Below are 21,682 nucleotides of genomic sequence, written 5' to 3'. Positions count from 1 at the left end.
CTCGTTGGCCCCGCCCGGTCGGCGGGGATACGTACTGCCGGGATCGGCACCGCTCACGATGACGCGATCACCGACTCCGCACGTTCGATCAACGATGCCAGAGCCGTGGTGAGCCCTTGTGCACCGAGGGCCGGAAGTATGCCGGGCACCAGAGCGGACAATGTCACCGTCATGAGTGCCTGCGGCTTCATGGCACCGCCCATCGTCGCCGACGTCTGCGTCACCTTGTCGTTCATGGCGGCGAACGTCACCCGTGTCGACTCGTGCTCGAACGCAATCTCGTCCGGTGCGACGGCCGCTGCCTGCGCCACCAACTCGGGCAGGTCGTCGATCGTCTTCGGAGTGGCCTTGGGTGCGAACTCGGCCTTCTCGTCGTCGGTGAGAACGTCGATGGAGCCCACGGCCACCATCGGATCGGCCGTGACCGCCTCGAGGATCTTTCCGAAGCGCTCGGCGAAGATCGCCACACTTGTCTCGGTGAACAGCTCCGTCGCATAGGTGAACGTCGCCTCGATCGCAGCGAGTGATCCCGCCTCGTCGAACGACTCGACCGCGGTCAACTGCAGGTCGAACTTCGCCTGGTCGTCGCCGGCGTCGAGCGCCTCGATGCGCAGTCCTGGCAGCTCGAACGTTCCGGTGGTGTGGTTCTGGAACGTCAGCATCACCTGGAACAACGGCGTGTATGCAGTGGACCTGGCCCGACCGAGCGCATCGACGAGACGCTCGAACGGCACGTCCGCGTTGCCGAACGCGGCGAGATCGGTCTCCTTGGCCTGCTGCAACAGATCCAGGAACGAATCGGCGCGCTGCACGCGGGTACGCAGAACCAGAGTGTTGACGAACATGCCGACCAGGTCGTCCAGTTTCTGCTCACCGCGGCCGGCGCTCGGCGTGCCGATGCTGATGTCGGTGGAGTTGCTCAGCCGCGAGAGCAGGACGGCGAACGCGCTGTGGATCACCATGAACGTGGTGGCCGCGTGCTCCCGCGCGATCTCCTCGATGCGACCGGCGACATCCCGACCGATGGTGAACCGATAGGCAGCGCCGTGCATCGACGGCCGGGCCGGACGCGGTGAATCGGTCGGTAGTTCCAGCACTTCCGGAGCTCCGGACAGTCGTTCGGTCCAGTAGGACAGCTGTCGGGCGAGCGCGCTGTCCGGGTCGGCCTCGCTGCCGAGTACCTCGCGCTGCCACATCGCGAAGTCGGCGTACTGGACGTCGAGCGGCTCCCACGTGGGCATGCCTCCGTCGACGCGTGCCGTGTAGGCCACCATCACGTCACGGATGAGCGGGCCCATGGAGAAACCGTCGGCGGAAATATGGTGCGCGACAACGGCCAGTATGTGTTCGTCCGCACCGACCTCGAGCAGAGCTGCACGTACCGGCACTTCGCTCGTGACGTCGAAACCTGTCCCCAGGACTTCCATCAGGCGGGCAGGCATCGCGTCTCGGTCGACCTTCTCCGGGGTCAGGTCGACCCCGACGTCGGCGACCGATCCGATGAGTTGCATCGGACCGTCCGCGCCCTCCGGATACCGGGTCCGCAGAATCTCGTGTCGGGCCACCACGTCGTCGAACGCCGCCGCGAGAGCAGCTACATCGAGTTCGCCGGTCAGTCGGACCGCCACCGGGATGTTGTACGCGGCGGACTCCGGATCGACTCGGTTGATCGTCCACATTCGGTCCTGTGCCACCGAGAGCGGCAGAACCTCGGGCCGCGCGACCGAGGTCAGCTCCCGACGCGCTCCCCCGCCGACGAGGGGCGCGATGTGTGCCGCGAGGCCCTCGACCGTCGAGGCGGTGAACACTGCGCGCACCGGAACCTGCGCATCGAGCGCCTGTCCGAGACGAGAGACCAACTGCGTTGCGATCAACGAGTTGCCGCCGAGCGCGAAGAAATCGTCGTCTCGTCCGGCGCGGTCGAGGCCGAGCAGATCGACGACGGTCTGCGCGACGATCTCCTCGACGGGCCCCACCGGTGCCCGGAACTCGGCTGTCGCGAACTCCGGGTTCGGAAGTGCCGCGCGATCGAGCTTGCCGTTGGCGTTGAGCGGAAGCCGTTCGAGCACGACGAACGCGGCCGGGATCATGTACGACGGCAGGACGCGCGCGAGATCCTTCTCGGCTGCCGCCGTATCGGGAGCCGATCCGTCGACACCCACCAGGTACGCGACCAACTGCTGACCGACCACCGAGTCCCGGTGGACCACGACGGCGGTTTCGGCGATCTGCGGCAGTGTGCGCACTGCGGCTTCGATCTCGCCGAGCTCGATCCGGAATCCCCGGATCTTGACCTGGAAGTCGACTCGGTCGACGTACTCGAGTCGTGCCCGTTCGGCACCCACGGAATCGCCGTCCGACCGACGCCACCGCACCAGGTCTCCGGTGCGGTACATCCGCTCGCCGTCCGCCGAGAACGGGTTCGCAACGAACCGTTCCGCAGTGAGATCCTCGCGGCCGAAGTATCCGCGTGCGAGCTGATCACCGGCGAGGTACAGCTCGCCCGTGATTCCCGCCGGAACTGGGTGCAGACGCGAATCGAGAACGTGGACAGCAGTGTTCGCTTCCGGCACACCGATGGGGACGACAACCGTGTCGGCATCGGTCACCGGGTGAGCCGTCACCGATACAGCGGCCTCGGTCGGCCCGTAGAGGTTGTACAGCTCGGCGGTGTTCCGACGCCGGAAGTCCTGCGCCAGAGCAGCCGGAAGTGCTTCGCCGATGGCCAGCACACGACGCAAGGAGGGTCCGAGGGAACCGCCGGCGACAGTGGTCAGCATCGTCAACGTCGAGGGCACCAGATGCAGCGTCGTCACCTCGTGCTCGCGGATTGCCGCCAGGAGGTAATCCGGATCACGATGCGCGTCGGTAGCCGCGATGACGACTCGTCCGCCCGACGTCGGCTGAGACCAGAACTCCCACACCGAGAGGTCGAACGTTGCCGCCGTCTTCAGCAGCGACGCGTCCTCGCTGCCGAGGCCGTACTCCTCCCGCATCCACTCGAGTTGGTTGACGATGGCACCGTGGCTCACTGCGACGCCCTTGGGTCGCCCGGTCGAGCCCGAGGTGAAGATGACGTACGCGGTGTTCTCCGGGCGCAGTACCGACGACCGCTCGTGCGGAGTCACCGGCTCGGCGGAATAGCCGGACAGGTCCAGTTGCGTGATGTCGACGGCCGCCGCGATCGAGGCGATCCCGTCCTCGTCCGCACCGCTCGCGGCGACGAGCACACACAAGGGTTCGGCCGTCTCGAGGACGAACGAGTTGCGTTCGAAAGGCTGATCCGGGTCGAGCGGAACATAGGCACCGCCCGCGGCCGAGATCGCGTACATGCCGACGAGTAGATCGACGGAGCGCCGAATCGCAAGGCCCACACGTACTTCGGGTCCGACCCCCACAGAGATCAGATGCCGCGCCAGCCGTGCAACGCGATCGGAGAATTCACCGTAAGTGAGTGTTCCGGCGTCGTGGATCAGAGCCACGGCGCTGCGATCTCGCGCGGCCGATGCAGCGAAGAGGTCGGTCAGCGTGCTCTCGGCGATGCTGCGATGCGTGTCGTTCCAGCGAGCGACGATGGTCTCGCGCTCGTCGCCGAGCAAGAGATCCAGATCGCCGATGGCGGTCGCAGGCGATGCGACTATCGCGGCCAACAGTTGCTGGAACCGATCGACCAAAGTCCGGGCAGTTCGCTCGTCGAACAGATCTGTGGCGTAGGTCAACATCGCCCCGAATCCGCCGGGCTCACTGCTTTGTGGGTCGCTCGATCCGGGCGCATCGGTGACGATCAGGTGCAGATCGAACTGAGACGTCGTCGAGTCGGTGTCGAGTGCCGAGATGTCGAGACCGTCCAACTCGAAGCTGCGGCGCACGAAGTTCTGGAAGGAGAAGCCCACCTGGAACAGCGGATGCCGAGCCGTCGAACGTGTCGGATTCACCACCTCGACCAGACGCTCGAACGGAATGTCCGCGTGCGCGAACGCCTGCAGGTCGGTCTCGCGAGCCGCTGTCAGAAGATCTTCGAAGCTGGCATCGGCGCGCGCGTCGAGACGCAAGACCAGCGTGTTGACGAACATGCCGACGAGGTTCTCGATCTCCGCTTCGCCGCGGCCGGCGATCGGGGTGCCGACCACGATGTCCTGCGATCCGGAGATGCGGGCCAGCAGTGTCGCGAATGCTGCGTGCACGGCCATGAACACCGTTGCGTTGTGGGTACGTGCGAGCGCAACCAAGGCGTCCCGAATCTCGGCATCGATGTGGAAATCTATGCGGCTGCCGCGGAAAGTCTGCTCGGCAGGCCGTGGGTGATCCAACGGCAGATCCAGTTGCTCGGGAAGGTCGGCCAACGCGTCCGTCCAGTACCGAATCTGTTGCGCTGCGATCGAGTCGGCATCGCTGTCGTCGCCGAGTACCTCCCGCTGCCACAGCGCGTAATCGGCGTACTGGACGGCCAACGGAGACCACTGCGGATCGGACCGGCGGGAGCGCGCGGCGTACGCCGTCATCACGTCGGTCGAGAGGGGAACGGTGGACAACCCGTCGGCACTGATGTGGTGGATGACCATTCCGAGTACGAACTCGGTGTCGGACACCCGAAAGAGCACCGCTTTCAACGGGATCGACGCGGTGACGTCGAACGTCGTCGCCAACAGTTCACCGACGCGGGTGGCGACGGATTCGGCATCGGTGTCCACGACGGTCAGTGCTGTGCGCACCTCGGACATCGGCACGATCACCTGATGTGGTCCGTCCGGCGAGTCCGGGTACACCGAACGCAAGGTCTCGTGTCGTTCGATGACGTCGAGGACGGACTGCTCGAGCGCGTCGACGTCGAGGTTGCCGCTCAACCGCATCGCGAACGGGATGTTGTAGGCCGTCGACGAGTTGTCGAACCGGTTGAGGAACCACATGCGCTGCTGCGCCAGCGACAGCGGGACGAAGTCCGGTCGCGGCCGCGGCACCAGCGCTGGTCGCTCGGGCCCGGAGCTTCGTTCGACACGGTTCGCCAGCGACTCGACCGTCGATGCCTCGAACAGCGTCCGCACCGGCACGTTTCGGCCGAGGGCGGCACCGATCCGAGAGACCACCTGGGTTGCGACGAGCGAGTTTCCACCCAGCTCGAAGAAGTCGTCGTCGAGTCCGACGCGATCCACTCCCAGCACAGCGGCGAAGACACCGGCGACAATCTCCTCGATCGGAGTGGACGGCGAACGGAACTGCCGAAGCTGAGCTGCGGGCGCGGGAAGCGCGCGCCGGTCGAGCTTTCCGTTGACCGTCAACGGAATGGTGTCGAGTACGACGAACGCGGACGGCACCATGTAGTCGGGGAGGTTCTCGGCGACCGACGAACGCACGATGTCGACGTCCACGACAGAACCCGCAGCGGGCACCACGTATGCAACCAGTCGCGCCGAGCCTGGAGCGTCCTCGCGAGCGATCACGGCTGCCTGGCCCACCGTCGCCGCGGCGGCGACAGCGGATTCGACCTCGCCCAGCTCGATCCGGAATCCGCGGATCTTGACTTGATCGTCGGCTCGCCCGACGAACTCCAGTTCACCCGAAGCGGACCACCGTGCGACATCGCCGGTGCGGTACAGCACCGATCCGTCCGCAGCGAACGGATCGGCCACGAAACGGGTGGCGCTCAATCCTGCTCGTCCGAGATATCCGCGCGCGACCTGGCCGCCCGAGACGTACATCTCGCCGGGAACTCCGACCGGCAGAAGCCCGAGCCGGGAGTCGAGTACGTAGACCGCGAGTCCTGAAATCGCCCGTCCCACCAGAGATCCCGAGGCGGACGCGGCCGAGGTCACATCGAGCTCGCGGTGCGACACATGCACCGTGGTCTCGGTGATTCCGTACATGTTGACCAGTCGCGGACTGCTGTCTTCGTGCCGGGCGAACCAGCCCGACAGCCTGCGCAGCTCGAGTGCCTCGCCGCCGAAGATCACGAACCGCAGCGCGTAATCGGCTGTCGTGGCTGCAGTTCGATCGGCCTCGTCCAACTGGTAGAAGGCAGACGGTGTCTGGTTGAGCACGGTGACACGCTCGGAAACCAGCAAATCCCGCAGAGCCTCCGGCGACCGTGAGGTGTAGTAGTCCACGACGACCACGGTGCCGCCGGTGGTGAGCGGTCCCCACAGCTCCCAGACCGAGAAGTCGAAAGCGAAGGAATGGAACAGCGTCCACACGTCCTCGGGACCGAAGTCGAACTCGCTCTGCGTGTTCGCAAGCAGGCGAACGACATTGCGATGCGGAATCACCACGCCCTTGGGCTTACCGGTGGACCCCGACGTGTAGATCACGTAGGCGACGTGTGCGTCGGAGCGCGGTGAACGCAGTTCGGTCGGTTCCAACGGCGCAGTGTCGACCGCCTCGTCGGACGAGTCGATCTCCACGCGCGGCAATGTCGTCGGTAGATCCACCTCGACCCCGGACCAGGTCAACAGGGCGGTAGGACGCGAGTCGGTCAGCACGAACTCGATGCGATCGGCCGGGTAGGACGGATCGATCGGGACGTAGCCGCCACCTGCTTTGAGCACGCCGAGCAATCCGACGACGAGGTCGGTGGACCGCGGAAGAACCACGGCGACAAGGCTTTCCGGCCCCACTCCGACCGCCGACAGACGGCGGGCCAGTGCATTGGATGCCTCGTCGATCTGCCGGTAGGTCGAGCTGCGATCGCCGAACACCACGGCCACCGATTCGGGTGCCTCGGCGGCGCGAGCGGCGAACAGGTCCACCAGCGTATCGGGCGTATCCGCGACGGCCGGTGCCGTACGGGCAAGCGCCAGAACGCGATCCCGCTCGGCGGTGTCCATCAACTCGATGGTTCCCACCGGAGCGCCGTAGTTCTCGGCGACCGTGTCGAGGATGCGCAGCAACCGGGTACCGAAACTGCGAGCGGTGTCCTCGTCGTAGAGGTCACGCGCATAGGTGACATCGAGTCGCGTGCTGCCGTCGGCGTTGTCGGTGAATGTGAACTGCAGGTCGAACTTGGCCGTCACGATGTCGAGGTCGAGTCCGCGAACGTGCAGTCCGGGCAACTCGAGTTCGGTCTGCTCCATGTTCTGCACCGTCAGCATCACCTGGATCAACGGATGTCGCGCTGCCGAACGAGCCGGATCGAGAGCCTCGACGAGACGCTCGAACGGAACGTCCGCGTGGCCGAAGGCCGACAGATCCGTATCCCGGACATGTTCCAGCGCAGCGACGAACGACGAATCCAACGCGACGTCCGTGCGCAACACCAGGGTGTTGACGAACATGCCGATCACATCGTCCAGTGCCGCGTCGCCGCGGCCTGCGACCGGTGTACCGATCGCGATGTCCCGCTCACCAGACAGTCGCGCGAGCAGTACGGCGAGTGCGGTGTGCAGCACCATGAACAGAGACGACCGATGGTCGCGGGCCAGATCCTCCAAGCTCGCCCGGGTTGCAGCACCGACAGTGAGGACGACGTTTCCACCGCGATACGACGCGGTGTCCGGGCGAGGCCGATCGCCGGGGAACGTGATTTCGTCGGGTAGTCCGGACAGCGTGCGCGACCAGTGCCGAATCTGCGTCGAGATCGGCGACTGCGAATCGTCCTCGGAACCGAGCTCCGCGAGCTGCCACAGGGTGTAGTCCACGTAGCGAACCGGCAGCGGTTCCCAGTTCGGTGCCACTCCGGAAGACCTGGCCCCGTAGGCGATCATCAGATCACGAGTCAACGGTCCCATCGAGTAGCCGTCGGCAGCGATGTGGTGGGTCACGAACGCCAGGACATGACGGTCCTGTTCGATCCGCAGCAGCGCTGCCCGCAGCGGCGGTGCCGTGGCGACGTCGAATCCGCCCATGAACAGATCGGTGAGCGCACCGACGATCTCGGCCTCGGTGACCGGACGGGCGCGAAGTTCCGGTACCACCTGCGCGGCGTCGACGATGACCTGTGACGCAACACCGTCGACCTCGGGATACACCGTACGCAACGACTCGTGCCGCTCGACGACGTCGGCGACGGCAGCAGCCAAGGCATCGACGTCGAGCGTTCCGGTCAGCTCGATAGCGACCGGGAGGTTGTTCGTTGCGGCGTCGACGTCGAACTGGTTCAGGAACCACATGCGGCGTTGTGCGAGCGACAGCGGGACCGTATCGGGCAATTCGCTGCGTACCAACGACTTTCGTGCACGCGAACCGGACTGCTCGTCCAGCCGGGCTGCGAGCGCAGACACCGTGGCGGCCTCGAAAATTGCGCGAACCGACACTGTGGTGTCGAGTGCGACGCCGATACGCGACGCCACTCTCGTCGCCACCAGCGAGTTTCCACCGAGTGCGAAGAACTCGTCGTCCGCACCCACACTGTCGACGCTCAGAATCTCGCGGAACACATCGGACACGACGATTTCCGTGGCGGTGCTCGGTGCTCGGAACTCGCGCTGAACGATCTCGGGATCCGGTAGCGATCGACGATCGAGCTTGCCGCTCGGTGTGAGAGGCAGGGAATCGAGTACGACGAACGCCGCCGGGACCATGTACGAGATGAGCGAACGTGCGGCCGTCGCGGTCAGCTCGGCCGGGTCCAGGGTCGACCCCGGAGTGGGTACGACATAAGCGACGAGCTGGTCGCCGGTGACCTCGCTTGAACGAACGAGCACCACAGCCGATCCGACACCGGGATGGCGCCGCAACACAGTTTCGATCTCGCCGAGTTCGATACGAAGTCCACGGAGCTTGACCTGGAAGTCGGTGCGGCCGAGGTATTCGATCACCCCACCCGATCCGGCTGCACCAGAACGGTTCTCGTCACGCCAACGCACCAGGTCGCCGGTGCGATACATTCTCTCGCCGCGCCCGCCGTACGGGTCGGCGACGAATCGGTCGGCGGTCAGGTCGGAACGGTCCAGATATCCGCGCGCCAACTGCACGCCCGCGAGATAGAGCTCGCCTGCGACTCCGGGAGCCACCGGCCGCAAGCGTGAATCCAACACGTACGTCCGGGTGTTCCACACCGGGGCACCGATCGGCACCACGTCGAGGTCGGCCTCGGTCACGTCGTACGACGTCACCTCGACCGCAGCCTCGGTCGGACCGTACAGATTGTGCAGCGTGGTGTTCGGCAAGACGGCCCGGAGCCGAGCGCCCACCCCTGCGGAGAGGGCCTCACCGGACGCGAACACCATCCGCAGCGACTCGGCGCGCGAAACACCGTCCTCGCCGACGAACACCTCGAGCAGTGCAGGCACGAAATGAGCAGCGGTGATGGATCGTTCGACGATGAGGTCGACGAGATACGTCGGGTCGCGGTGACCGTCCGGTTTCGCGATCACCAACGTCGCACCGATCTGCAGCGGGAAGAACAGCTCCGGTACGGACACGTCGAATGTCACCGGAGTCTTCTGCAGCATCACGTCGTCGGCGGTCAGAGGGAAATGCTCTCGCATCCACAACAGGCGGTTGACGATGGACATGTGTGCCACGGCAACGCCCTTGGGGACTCCGGTGGAGCCCGAGGTGAAGATGACGTAAGCCGCATTCGACGGCAGCAGTGGGGCGCGTCGATCCGCGTCGAGGATCGGAGCGTCCGACACGTCGAGGTTCTCGGCGGAATTCTCGGCGATGTCCAGGGCGGGAACACTCGCGTCGAAGGAGAACCCGTCGCGGCCGGTCGTCAGAATGCACACGGGTGCCGCAGTATCGAGAATGTGGCCGGTACGTTCGGCAGGCTGATCCGGATCGATGGGGACGTAGGCACCGCCGGCCGTCACGATGGCATGAATGGCGACCAGCAGCTCTATCGACCGGCGAGCGGCGACGGCAACCGATGTCTCCGGCCCGACTCCGCGAGCGATCAGCACGCGAGCGAGTCGGTTGACGCGACTCGAGAACTCCGCGTACGTCAGTGACTCACCCTCGAACACCAGAGCCGTTGCGCCCGGCGTCTTCTCGACCTGGGCCTCGAGCAACGACACCAAGGTCTGCGAGCGGTCGACGGGGTGTTCGGTGTCGTTCCACTCACGGAGAACTCGAGTGCGTTCGCTGTCGTCGAGAAGCTCGATCTCGCCGACCACGGCCGTGGGATTCTCGGCTACCGAACCCAGAACGGTGACGAGTCGCTCGCACAGGACGAGGACGGTGTCCTCGTCGAACAGATCGGTCGCGTAGGTGACGTCGACGACCATGCCCTGCGGGGCACCGGCCGGACCGATCTTTTCCACGAACGTGAATTGGAGATCGAACAACGAGACCACGGTTTCGAAGTCGACGGTGGACACCGACAATCCCGGCAGTTCCAGATCTTTCTGACCCAGGTTCTGGAACGCGAGAACCACCTGCACAAGGGGGTGACGCGCCGTCGAACGGGCAGGATTCAGGATCTCGACGAGCCGCTCGAACGGAACGTCGACATGTGCCAGCGCCGACAGATCGGTCTCGCGAGCATCGGCCAGCACCTGGTCGAACCGGCGGGCGGTATCGATCTCGGTTCGGAGGACGAGAGTGTTGACGAACATACCGATCAGGTCGTCGAGTGCGGCCTCGCCGCGACCGGCGACCGGAGTTCCGATCGCGATGTCGGCTTCACCGGACAATCGCGACAGCAGCACGGCCAGCGAGGTGTGGACCACCATGAACAGCGAGGCGTTCTCGGCTCTCGCGGCGTCGATCAGGCCGCGATGCAGATCCTCGTCGATGGAGAATCGCACCAGCGCACCATTGTTCGAGGCGACGGCGGGTCGCGGTCGATCCGAAGGCACGTCCAACTGGTCGGGTAGACCGGCCAGTGCCGTTGTCCAGTAATGGATCTGCTGCGAGACGATGGAAGTGGGATCGTTCTCGGACCCGAGCACCTCGCGCTGCCAGAGGCTGTAATCGGCGTAATCGACGGGCAGCGGAGACCAGTACGGCTCCTGGCTCATCGACCGCGCTGCATACGCATTCATCACGTCACGAGTCAGCGGGCCCAACGAGAATCCGTCGGCCGCGATGTGATGGACTACGAATACCAACAGGTGCTCGGTAGGACTGACCTCGAACAGCCTCGTCCGGAACGGGAGATCCTTGGACAGGTCGAAGCCGGTGGTGGCCAATTCACGCATCGCGTCCGCCACGTCGTGTGCGGCTATGTCGACAGGCGTCAGGTCGGGGGTGGCCGACTGCGCGTCGACGATGACCTGATGAGCGGTGCCATCGGTCTCTGGGAACACCGTGCGCAGAGACTCGTGCCGAGCAACGACATCGGACACGGCGATCTGCATCGCGCGGCGGTCGAGCAGACCGGACAGACGTACGGCGATCGGGATGTTGTTGGCGGCCGATTCCACGTCGAACTTGTTCAGGAACCACATGCGCTGCTGGGCCAACGAGAGCGGTATGTGTTCCGGACGCTCCTGCGGAACCAGTGGCGGGCGACTACCGGTGGCGACCAGCGTGCCCAACCGAGCAGCAAGGTCGGTCACGGTCGACGTGTCGAAGAGCTCTCGCACCGCGATGCGAGTATCCAGTGCGACACCCAGCCGAGACACCAACTGTGTTGCGATGAGCGAGTTACCGCCGAGATCGAAGAAGTCGTCGTCGAGACCGACCCGCTCGATACCGAGCACCTGCGCGAAAACGTCGGCGACGACACGTTCGATGTCGTTCGTGGGCTCCCGATACTCGGTCACCTCGAAGGCGGGATCGGGCAGGCTCTTTCGATCGAGCTTTCCGCTCGCGCCCAGTGGGAACTCCGCGAGCACGATCAGGGTCGACGGCACCATGTATTCCGCGAGCCGAGCCCGCAGCGACGCCAGGACGGCTCCGGTGTCCACCGAGGCACCGGACGGCACGACGTACCCGACCAGTTGCTCGCGACGCACGACGACGACCGCCTGAGAGATCGAACGTTGCGCCAGCAGCGCCGACTCGATCTCGCCGAGTTCGATGCGCAGGCCGCGAAGCTTGACCTGGAAGTCGGAGCGTCCGACGTATTCCAGTTCGCCGTGCCGGTTCCAGCGCACGACGTCGCCGGTGCGATAGAGGCGCGCGCCGGCCGTCGCGAACGGATGCGCCACGAATCGATCCGCGGTCAGGTCCGGTCGCCCGACGTAGCCCCGAGCCAACTGTGCACCCGCGAGGTACAGCTCACCCGCAACACCGACAGGAGTGGGGTTCAACCGTGAATCCAGCACATAGACCGCGGTGTTCCACACCGGAGCACCGATCGGCATGACATCCGAGTCTTCGTCCGTCACTGCGTGGTACGTGACATCAACGGCAGCCTCGGTGGGTCCGTACAGGTTGTGCAGCCCTACGCCCTTCACCGCACGGCGCAGCGCGAGGGCAGTAGTGGGAGGCAGGGCTTCGCCGGAGGCGAAGACCAAGCGCAACGACGCACCCGACGCGCGGCGGCGCTCCACTTCGGGGACGAACACCGACATCATCGACGGCACGAAGTGCACCACCGAAACATGCTCGCGTGCAATGACATCCAGTAGATACAGCGCATCACGGTGGCCGTCGGGAACCGCGATGGCCACCGAAGCACCGTTCTGCAACGCCCAGAAGAACTCCCACACCGACACATCGAAGGTCGACGGTGTCTTCTGCAGCACCACGTCCTCGGCGGTCAGTGGGTACTCGTCCTGCATCCACAACAGTCGATTGACGATCGCATCGTGTGAGACCCCGACACCCTTGGGGCGGCCTGTGGATCCCGACGTGAAGATCACATATGCCGTATTCGTGGGTCGTAGCGGAGAGATTCGATCGGCATCGGTCAGCGGAGCCGAGGACAGCGTCGACACGTCGAGCGTATCGATGTCGATCGTCTCGACGCCTGCGAATTCGACATGATCTCGCGACGTGGACAACACCCGTACCGGCGCAGCCGTGGCTACGATGTACTCGTTGCGGTCGGCCGGCTGCTTGGGGTCGATCGGGACGTAGCCCGCCCCCGCCTCGACGATCGCATACATACCGACGAACAGATCGAGGCTACGACCGACAGCGAGCCCGACGAGCGAGTCGGGGCCCACACCCAACGACACCAGATGCCGCGCAAGACGATTCGCACGCGCAGCGAACTCCGCGTACGTCAACTGCTCACCCTCGAACACCAGTGCCTGCGCGTCGGGAGTCGCGACGACCTGACGGTCGAACAGGTCGACGAGCGTCACGTGCTCGGGCACATCGTGTGCAGTGTGGTTCCACGCGGTCACGACTCTCTCGCGCTCACCGTCGTCGAGAAGATCGATGTCGCCCACCGACACCGAAGGATCGGCCACCACAGCGGTCAGCATCCGCACGAAACGATCGGAGAAGCCGCGTACCGTCTCGGCATCGAACAGGTCGGTCGCGTACGTCAACTCGGCGGCCATGCCCTGTCCGCGTCCGTCCACTCCGATGGACTCGGTGACGGTCAACTGGAGATCGAACTTCGCCACCTCGGCGTCGAGCGCGACGCTGTCCACCGACAGACCTGGGAGGTCCACATGCGTACGGGTGAGGTTCTCGAACGAGAGCATCACCTGGAAGAGCGGATGCCGTGCTTGCGAACGAGACGGATTCAGCACCTCGACCAGCCGCTCGAACGGAAGATCGGCGTGCCCGAACGCGCCGAGCGCCACTTCCCTCGCGCGCCCGATCTGCTCCGAGAACGTGCGACCCGCTTCGATGTCGGTACGCAGTACCAGGGTGTTGACGAACATGCCGACCACGTCGTCCAGGGCTGCGTCGCCGCGACCGGCGACCGGGGTACCGATCGCAATGTCCTCGGTGCCCGAGAGTCGTGCGAGCAGGACTGCCAGTGCGGCGTGTACGACCATGAACAGTGACGCGTTGTGCGTGTGGGCCAGCGCAGAGAGGCCACGATGGACCTCGGCCGGCACCTCGAACCTGATCGACGAACCCTGGTAGGACTGACGATTCGGGCGAGGCCGATCGGTCGGCAGATCGAGCTGATCCGGCAACCCTGCCAGCATCCGAGCCCAGTAGTCGACCTGGCCGGAGATGAGCGATTGCGGATCGTCCTCCGACCCGAGGACCGAGCGCTGCCACAGGCTGTAGTCGGCGTACTGGACCTCCAACGGCATCCATGCCGGGTTCTCCCAGGCAGTGCGTGAGGCATACGCGATCATGATGTCGCGCGCCAGCGGACCCATCGACCATCCGTCGGCCGAAATATGGTGCACCACCATGGCAATGACGTGTTCGCGAGGGCCGATCTCGAAGAGTCGGGCCTGAATCGGGACATTGACGGTCACGTCGAACGTCGTCGACGCCAACGTGAAAACCTGCCGCTGGATATCGGCCGCGGACGTCGGAATCGGCATCAGGTTCGGCACCGTCTGAGCGGCGTCGAGAATGGACTGCTGCGGGCCGTGGGCGGTATCCGGATACACCGTGCGCAGCGACTCGTGCCGGTCGATCACGTCCATGATCGCAACCTGGAGCGCCGCGACATCGAGTTCGCCGGTCAACTTCAATGCGAACGGAATGTTGTATGCGGTGGAATCGGCGTCGAACCGGTTGAGGAACCACATTCGCTGCTGCGCCAGCGACAGCGGAATACGCTCCGGGCGCACTGTCGCGACGAGCGCGGTGCGTCCACCTTCCCCTGCGGCCTGCTCGACGCGCACGGCCAGCAGGGCAACCGTCGAGGCCTCGAACAGCATGCGCACCGGTACGGTCGCATCGAGAGCGACTCCCAGGCGCGAGACCACCTGCGTGGCAATCAGCGAATTACCGCCGAGTTCGAAGAAGTCGTCGTCGAGACCCACACGTTCCACGCCGAGAACGTCTGCGAACACGTCGGCGACGATCTCCTCGATCGGTGTCGTGGGAGCGCGGAACTCGCGCACCTCGAACACCGGAGCCGGCAGTGCCCGGCGATCGAGCTTACCGTTGACCGTCAGCGGAATCGCGTCCAGCACAACGAATGCCGACGGCACCATGTATTCCGGAAGGGCTGTCGCGATACCGGACCTGAGGTCCTCGATGTCCACGATCGGTCGACCCTCGACCGCAGCGGAGACCACGTATGCGACAAGACGCGCCGCACCCGGCGAATCCTCACGGACGACGACGGCAGCCTGAGTGACCGTCGGCTGGGCCGTCACCGCAGCCTCGACCTCGCCGAGCTCGATGCGGAATCCGCGCACCTTGACCTGATCGTCCGAGCGTCCGAGGTATTCGAGCTCACCCCCGGCATTCCATTGCGCCAGGTCACCCGTTCGGTACAGGAGCGAGCCGTCCTCGGACCCCGAGGCGAACGGGTTCGCCACGAAACGAGTCGACGTCAGGTCTCGGCGACCCAGGTAGCCGCGAGCGAGTTGTCCACCACCGACGTACATTTCGCCGGGAACACCCACCGGGACCGGATGTAGTCGGGTGTCGAGCACGAACACGCGCAGACCCGCGATCGGCTTGCCGACCACCGACGCACTGTTCCCGAGGGACGCAGAACCGAGCTGTCGGTAGGACACGTGGACAGTGGTCTCGGTGATGCCGTACATGTTGATCAAGCGCGGCGCGGTGTCCCCGTGCCGCTCGAACCACCCGCTGAGCCGGCGCTGTTCGAGTGCTTCACCGCCGAAGATCACGTACCGAAGCGACAGCTCGCCGCCGTCCGTTGCCGCGACGCGATCGGCCTCGGAGAGCTGATAGAACGCCGAAGGCGTCTGGTTGAGCACGGTCACTCGCTCGTCGACGAGCAACCGGTGGAATGCCTCCGGCGATCGCGAGGTGAAGTAATCCACGACCACCAGCGTGCCGCCGTAGAGCAACGGGCCCCACAACTCCCACACCGAGAAGTCGAATGCGTAGGAGTGGAACATGGTCCACACGTCGTCGGCACCGAAGCCGTAGACCGAATCGGTGTTGGCGAGCAGCCGAACCACGTTGCGGTGCGGCACCATCACGCCTTTGGGGCGACCGGTCGAGCCCGAGGTGTAGATGACGTAGGCGACGTTGTCGGGCCGCAGCGGACGCAACCGATCCTCGTCGGTGACACGCGCATTCGATTCCGCCGAGAGGTCGATCGTGTCGAGATCGAGCAGCTCTGTACCGATACGAGATTCGACGTCCGAAGGCAGCTCTACCCGGTTCGCACCGGAGAACAGAATCGACGTGGGTCGTGCGTCGTCGAGCATGTACTCGACGCGGTCGAGCGGGTAGCTCGGGTCCACCGGTAGGTACCCGCCACCGGCCTTGACCACCGCAACGAGAGCGACGATGAGCTCTGCCGACCTGGGCAGAGCGACCGCGACCAGGCTCTCGGGACCGACTCCGCTGGAAATCAGCACTCGCGCAAGACGATTGGTACGTGCATCGAACTCGGCGTACGTCATCGACGTGCCATCGAAGCGAACTGCGACTCCGTTCGGGTTCTCGGAAGCCGCTGCGTCCAGAAGGTCGACCAGCGTCACCTCTCGGGAGACGTCGACTCCCGACACGTTCCACTGCGATGCCACGCGCTCGTACTCCGCGGCATCGACGATGTCGACGTCACCGACCGGAACCGTCGGGTCATCGGTGACGGCACCCAGAATGTCGAGGAACCGACGGGCGAAACTGTCCACGAGTTCTGCGTCGAACAGATCCGTCGCGTACTCGAACACCGCGTCGATGCCCGCCGGCACACCGTCGTCCAGATGCTCGGTCAGCCACAGCTGTACGTCGAATTTGGCGATGGGGACGTCGAATTCGGCAGCCACCGCGCGGAGTCCGCCGACCGTGAGCTCCCGCGACATCGCCGATTCCAACGAGATCGCAACCTGGAACAACGGATGCCTGGACGTCGAGCGGACCGGGTTGAGGACCTCGACGAGTCGCTCGAACGGAACATCCGCATGGGCGAACGCAGACAGGTCGGTGTCGCGGACTCGTTCCAGGAGTTCCTCGAACGTCAACCCTGGATCGACATCGGTGCGCAGTACCAGGGTGTTGACGAACATGCCGACCAGATCGTCGAGCGCGGGCTCACCGCGACCCGCCACCGGCGCTCCGATGGCAATGTCGGTGGTACCGCTCAGTCGGGCGAGTAACAGCGCGTACGCCGCCTGCATCACCATGAACAGCGAGGCGTTGTTCGCGCGCGCCAGCTGCGTCAGCGAGGCGTGCAGGTTCGCCGGAACGTCGACGCGCAGCTTGCTGCCCGCGTTCGAGGACACCGCGGGGCGGGGCCTGCTCGACGGCAAGGACAGCTGGTCCGGCAGATCCTCGAGAGTCGCGCTCCAGTACGCGATTTCGCGGGATGCCATCGACAGCGGATCGGTCTCGGGACCGAGCACAGCCCGCTGCCACAACGCATAGTCCGCGTACTGGACCTCGAGCGGCGTCCATTCCGGTGCGCGCCCGTTGATCCGGCTCGCGTAGGCCACGAGCACGTCCCGTGCGAGCGGACCGAACGACGCGCCATCAGCGGCAATGTGATGCAGCACCATGGCGAGTTCGTGTTCGGTCGGTGAGATCTCGAAGAGCGCGATTCGGAAGGGTGTGTCGACCGTGACGTCGAATCCCTTTCCGACCAATTCGTGCAAGTGACCGCCCAGATCACGCCTGTCGATGCGCACCGGCTGAATGGTCGCCGGGGTTCGAGCCGCCTCCAGCACGACCTGCTCGGGTGAACCGTCCACCTCGGGGTACACGGTCCGCAGTGTCTCGTGTCGATCGACGACGTCGGCGAATGCAGCCGACAGGGCGACCACGTCGAGGGGTCCGGTCAGACTGACGGAAAAGGGCAGGTTGTATACCGCGGTGGTGGGGTCGAAACGGTTGAGGAACCACATCCGTTGCTGCGCAGGCGAAAGCGGGATGCGCTCGGGCCGTTCCTTGGCCTCCAACACCGGTACGTCCGCTCCGAGCCGGGCGGCCGATTCCGCCCTGGCCGCGAGCGCTCCGACGGTGGGTGCCTCGAACAGCTCTCGAACGCCGAGCCGCACTCCCAGTGCACTGCCCACGCGGGTCACCAACTGGGTAGCGATCAGCGAGTTGCCGCCGAGCTCGAAGAAATCCTCGTCCAAGCCGACCTTGGAGGCCCCGAGCAGATCCTCGTAGATGCCCGCCACCACGTAGTCCGCGCGGCTCTTCGGTGCCCGATACTTCTTCGCGCTGCTGAACACGGGTTCCGGCAACGCTTTTCGATCCAGCTTGCCGCTGGTGTTCAGCGGTAGTGCATCGAGAACGACCACCGCGGCCGGAACCATGTACGACGGCAGCGCGTGTCCGGCGAATTCGATTGCCGCTGCGGATTCGATCGATCGTCCCGGAGCCGCGACGACGTACGCCACCAACTGGTCGCCGGTGACCGTCTGCACCACGAGGGTCACTGCCTGCGAGATGGATTCGTGGGAGAGCAGAACCGTCTCGATCTCGCCGAGCTCGATGCGCTGGCCGCGGAACTTGACCTGGAAATCGGTCCGTCCGATGTAATCCAGCACTCCGTCGCTGCGCCAACGCACGAGGTCGCCGGTGCGGTACATCCGGTCGCCGCCGACGCCGAACGGGTTGGCCACGAAGCGATCCGAGCTCAGATCGGGTCGGCCCACGTATCCGCGTGCGAGCTGAACTCCGGCGAGGTAGAGCTCACCCGACTCACCGATCGGTGTGGGCCGCAAGCGGCTGTCGAGCACGAACGCCTTGGTGTTCCATTCGGGCACACCGATCGGAACTGTTCGGCTGTCCTGCGGGCCGCTGGGGTAGTACGTCACCGAGACGGCAGCCTCGGTGGGTCCGTAGAGATTGTGCAGTCCAGCAGTGGAGATCGCCCGGAACGACGCAGCGGTCTCGACCGGCAGCGCCTCACCGATCACGAACACGTGCCGCAGTGAGCTGCACGTGTGCGCCGGCGCATTGGCGACGAACACCGTCAACATGGACGGCACGAAATCGGTGACGGTGACCCGGTGTTCGGCGATCTTGTTGGCCACGTACACCGAGTCGCGATGCCCGTCGGGCGTCGCGAGCACCATCGTCGCACCGACCCGCAGCGGAAGGAAGAACCCCCAGAGCGAGACGTCGAATGTGGTGGCCGTCTTCTGCAGATAGACGTCGGACGCGTCCATCGGATACTCCGCGAGCATCCACTCCATCTGGTTGTGGATTGCCCGATGCTCGACGGCCACACCCTTCGGGCGACCGGTCGAACCCGACGTGTAGATGACGTACGCGGTGTTCGAAAGAGACAGTGCTTCAGTGCGTTCGGCATCTCGGATCGGGTCCGAGGACACCGACGAGTGGTCGACGAGATCCACTGCAACCGTTTCGGTTCCCTTCGGCAACGTCACATCGTCGCGGGAGGAGATCAGCACACACCGTGGCCGAGCGGAATCGAGGATGTACGCCGTGCGATCGGCGGGATGATCGGGATCGATCGGGACCCAGGCACCGCCTGCCGCCACGATGGCGTACATGCCGACTACGAGGTCGAACGAACGACGGATCGAGAGGCCTACGAGGGTCTCGGGGCCGACGCCCATGTCGATCAGCTGACGAGCGAGGCCGTTGACTCGACCGGCGAGCTCACCGTAAGTGAGCTTCTCCCCCTCGTACACCAACGCAGTCGAGTCGGGGTGCGCCGCCGCTGCTGCCTCGAAGGCAGACAGCAGCGTACGCGGACTCGTCTCGTGCCCGGTTGCGTTCCACCTCTCGACGACCAGCTCACGCTCGTCACCGTCGGTGAGCGCGAGATCCCACACCCGATCGTCCGGAGCCGAGGCCACGAACCGGCCGATGAAGTCGACGAACCGTTCATGATTTCGCCCGGACTGCTCCGGCCCGTACAAGTTGGGGTTGGACTCGAAGTCGATGTGGGTCGAAGAACCGGCGACGCTCGTGTAGAGGTTGAGCCCGAAGTCCTCGATCAGGCCGGTGGAGAGGATGTTGATACCGCCGACCATCGAGCCGAGGCGTACCTCGCCGAAGAACAGCATGATGTTGACCCATGGGCCGAAGAACGATGCCTGACCGCTGGCACCGCCCGCGTCACGGCGAATGTCCTCGTGCCGATACCGCTGGTGCCGTAGGGCTCCGGAGACCTCGGCGTTGACGCGCGCGAGAAGCGTTTCGACGGTGGTGTCGCCTGCGACGTCGAGCCGCAGAGGCACGACGTTGGAGACCATTCCGCCGGAACGGCGAAGCACCGCGGTGGTGCGCGCGGTCACCGGCAGCGAGAGCACGACGTCCTCGCGACCGGTCATCTGGGCGAGGTAGGCAGCGAATGCACCGATGACGATGGTGGCCATCGTCGTGTCGGTCCGGGTGCGCAGGGCCTCGAGCTGTTCCATGGTCTCCGCGGACAGAGCCGTGGTGTCGATCTGACTCTTCGCCGCGGGCGGGGCCGTGTGACCGGCGAGGGTGGTGACTCCGTCGATGCCGTCGATGCGCGACGCCCAGTATTCGCGGTCCGCCTCGAAGCGGCTCGAGTCTCGGTAGGCCACGTCGATGTCGTAGACCTTGGTCAGGTCCGACGCCAGATTCTTGGTCGGCTCGATGCCCTCGACTGCTGCCGTGTAGAGCTCCGCAGCGCGATTCATGAAGGTGACGGCACCGAAACCGTCGAGGACCACGTGGTGCACGCGCTCGTACCAGAACCACACATCGTCGTCCAGACGCAGCACGGTAGCGGCGATCAACCGGTCCCGAAGGACGTCGATGGGCGCGCTGTAGTCGTCGTGCATCCACTTCAGAGCGGCAGCGCGCGGATCGGCTTCACCGCGCAGGTCCAAGCAGTTCAGGGAGTCGTCGAGCGTGGGGTCGACGATCTGCCGAGGCTCGGCATCGATTTCGAGGAGGCGCACGAATCCGGACTGCAGCTCCAGCGCAGCCTGGGACGAGGCCCGGCGAAGAAGCTCCACATCGAGGTCACCGTGCAGTTCGATGTACTGGGCGATGTTCGCGGGTACCGCCGGGTCCACATGCTGCGCGAACCACATTCCCAATTGGGCCGGTGACAGGGGGAACGACGAATGCTCAGGACTACCGACTCCGTCGTCGTGTCCAGCATCTTCCACACCTAGCGGGTCCAATCGAAGCCTCTCTTTCCCACAATCACACGCGCCCCCACCGACTGCTGAACCAGCAGCGATCGGTGGGCACCGAACACGTCGAGCAAGTTGCTTACTTCGTTCTCTATTTTCTCACCGGTGACAACTCGAAGTTACCTTTCAGTACATATCCGTACGTATGTACAAGACCGTTACATGCCGGTACCCGTTTCGGGTTCACCCGACACACTCCGACTCGATTCGGCACCCGGTCAATCTACAGTGCCCAGTGCGGAGAGATCGTCGGTCGTCATGCCGTCATGTCGAAAGCGGCGATGACCTTGTTCGGGGTCACCCGAACGATCAATTCGCCCGGAACACCGTTCCTGGTGCCGAACTCCTCGGCACGCTCGCGGCCCATGTACCGGGCTGCGATCTCGGTTGCGGTGCGAACCAGCTCGGCCGGGTCCTCGTCGACCGATGCAATTCCCTGCACCTGGACGAAACCGTACGGTGGCTGCTCGAGATCGACGGTCAGGACCACACGGGGGTCTCGGCGGATGGACTTGCCCTTGGCCGTGTCCGCACCCGTGTTGAACACGATCTCGTCGCCCTCGACGAGGAACCAGATGGGTGCTACCAGCGGCCTGCCGTCGGAGGCCAAGTACCCGAGCTTGCCGGTGCGGGTTCCCACGGAGAGGAACTCACGCACACGCGGATCGGTGATCGACGTCATCGCAGATACG

Annotated in this window: 2 protein-coding genes; both read right to left on the bottom strand. The window is 65.0% G+C overall.

The window, feature by feature from the left end:
- Positions 1-53: 53 nt before the first annotated feature.
- Positions 54-20,963, bottom strand: coding sequence for a non-ribosomal peptide synthase/polyketide synthase (locus tag AC5WEY_RS10595; protein WP_495645884.1), 20,910 nt, complete (start codon positions 20,961-20,963; stop codon positions 54-56).
- A gap of 283 nt (positions 20,964-21,246) precedes the next feature.
- A complete protein-coding gene (locus AC5WEY_RS10590) occupies positions 21,247-21,672 on the bottom strand; it encodes a PPOX class F420-dependent oxidoreductase (protein ID WP_495645883.1) in 426 nt (141 codons plus the stop codon).
- Positions 21,673-21,682: the final 10 nt, after the last annotated feature.

It is taken from the genome of Rhodococcoides sp. S146-33, from assembly GCF_059489205.1.
This window is presented reverse-complemented; position numbering and strand designations above follow the sequence as displayed.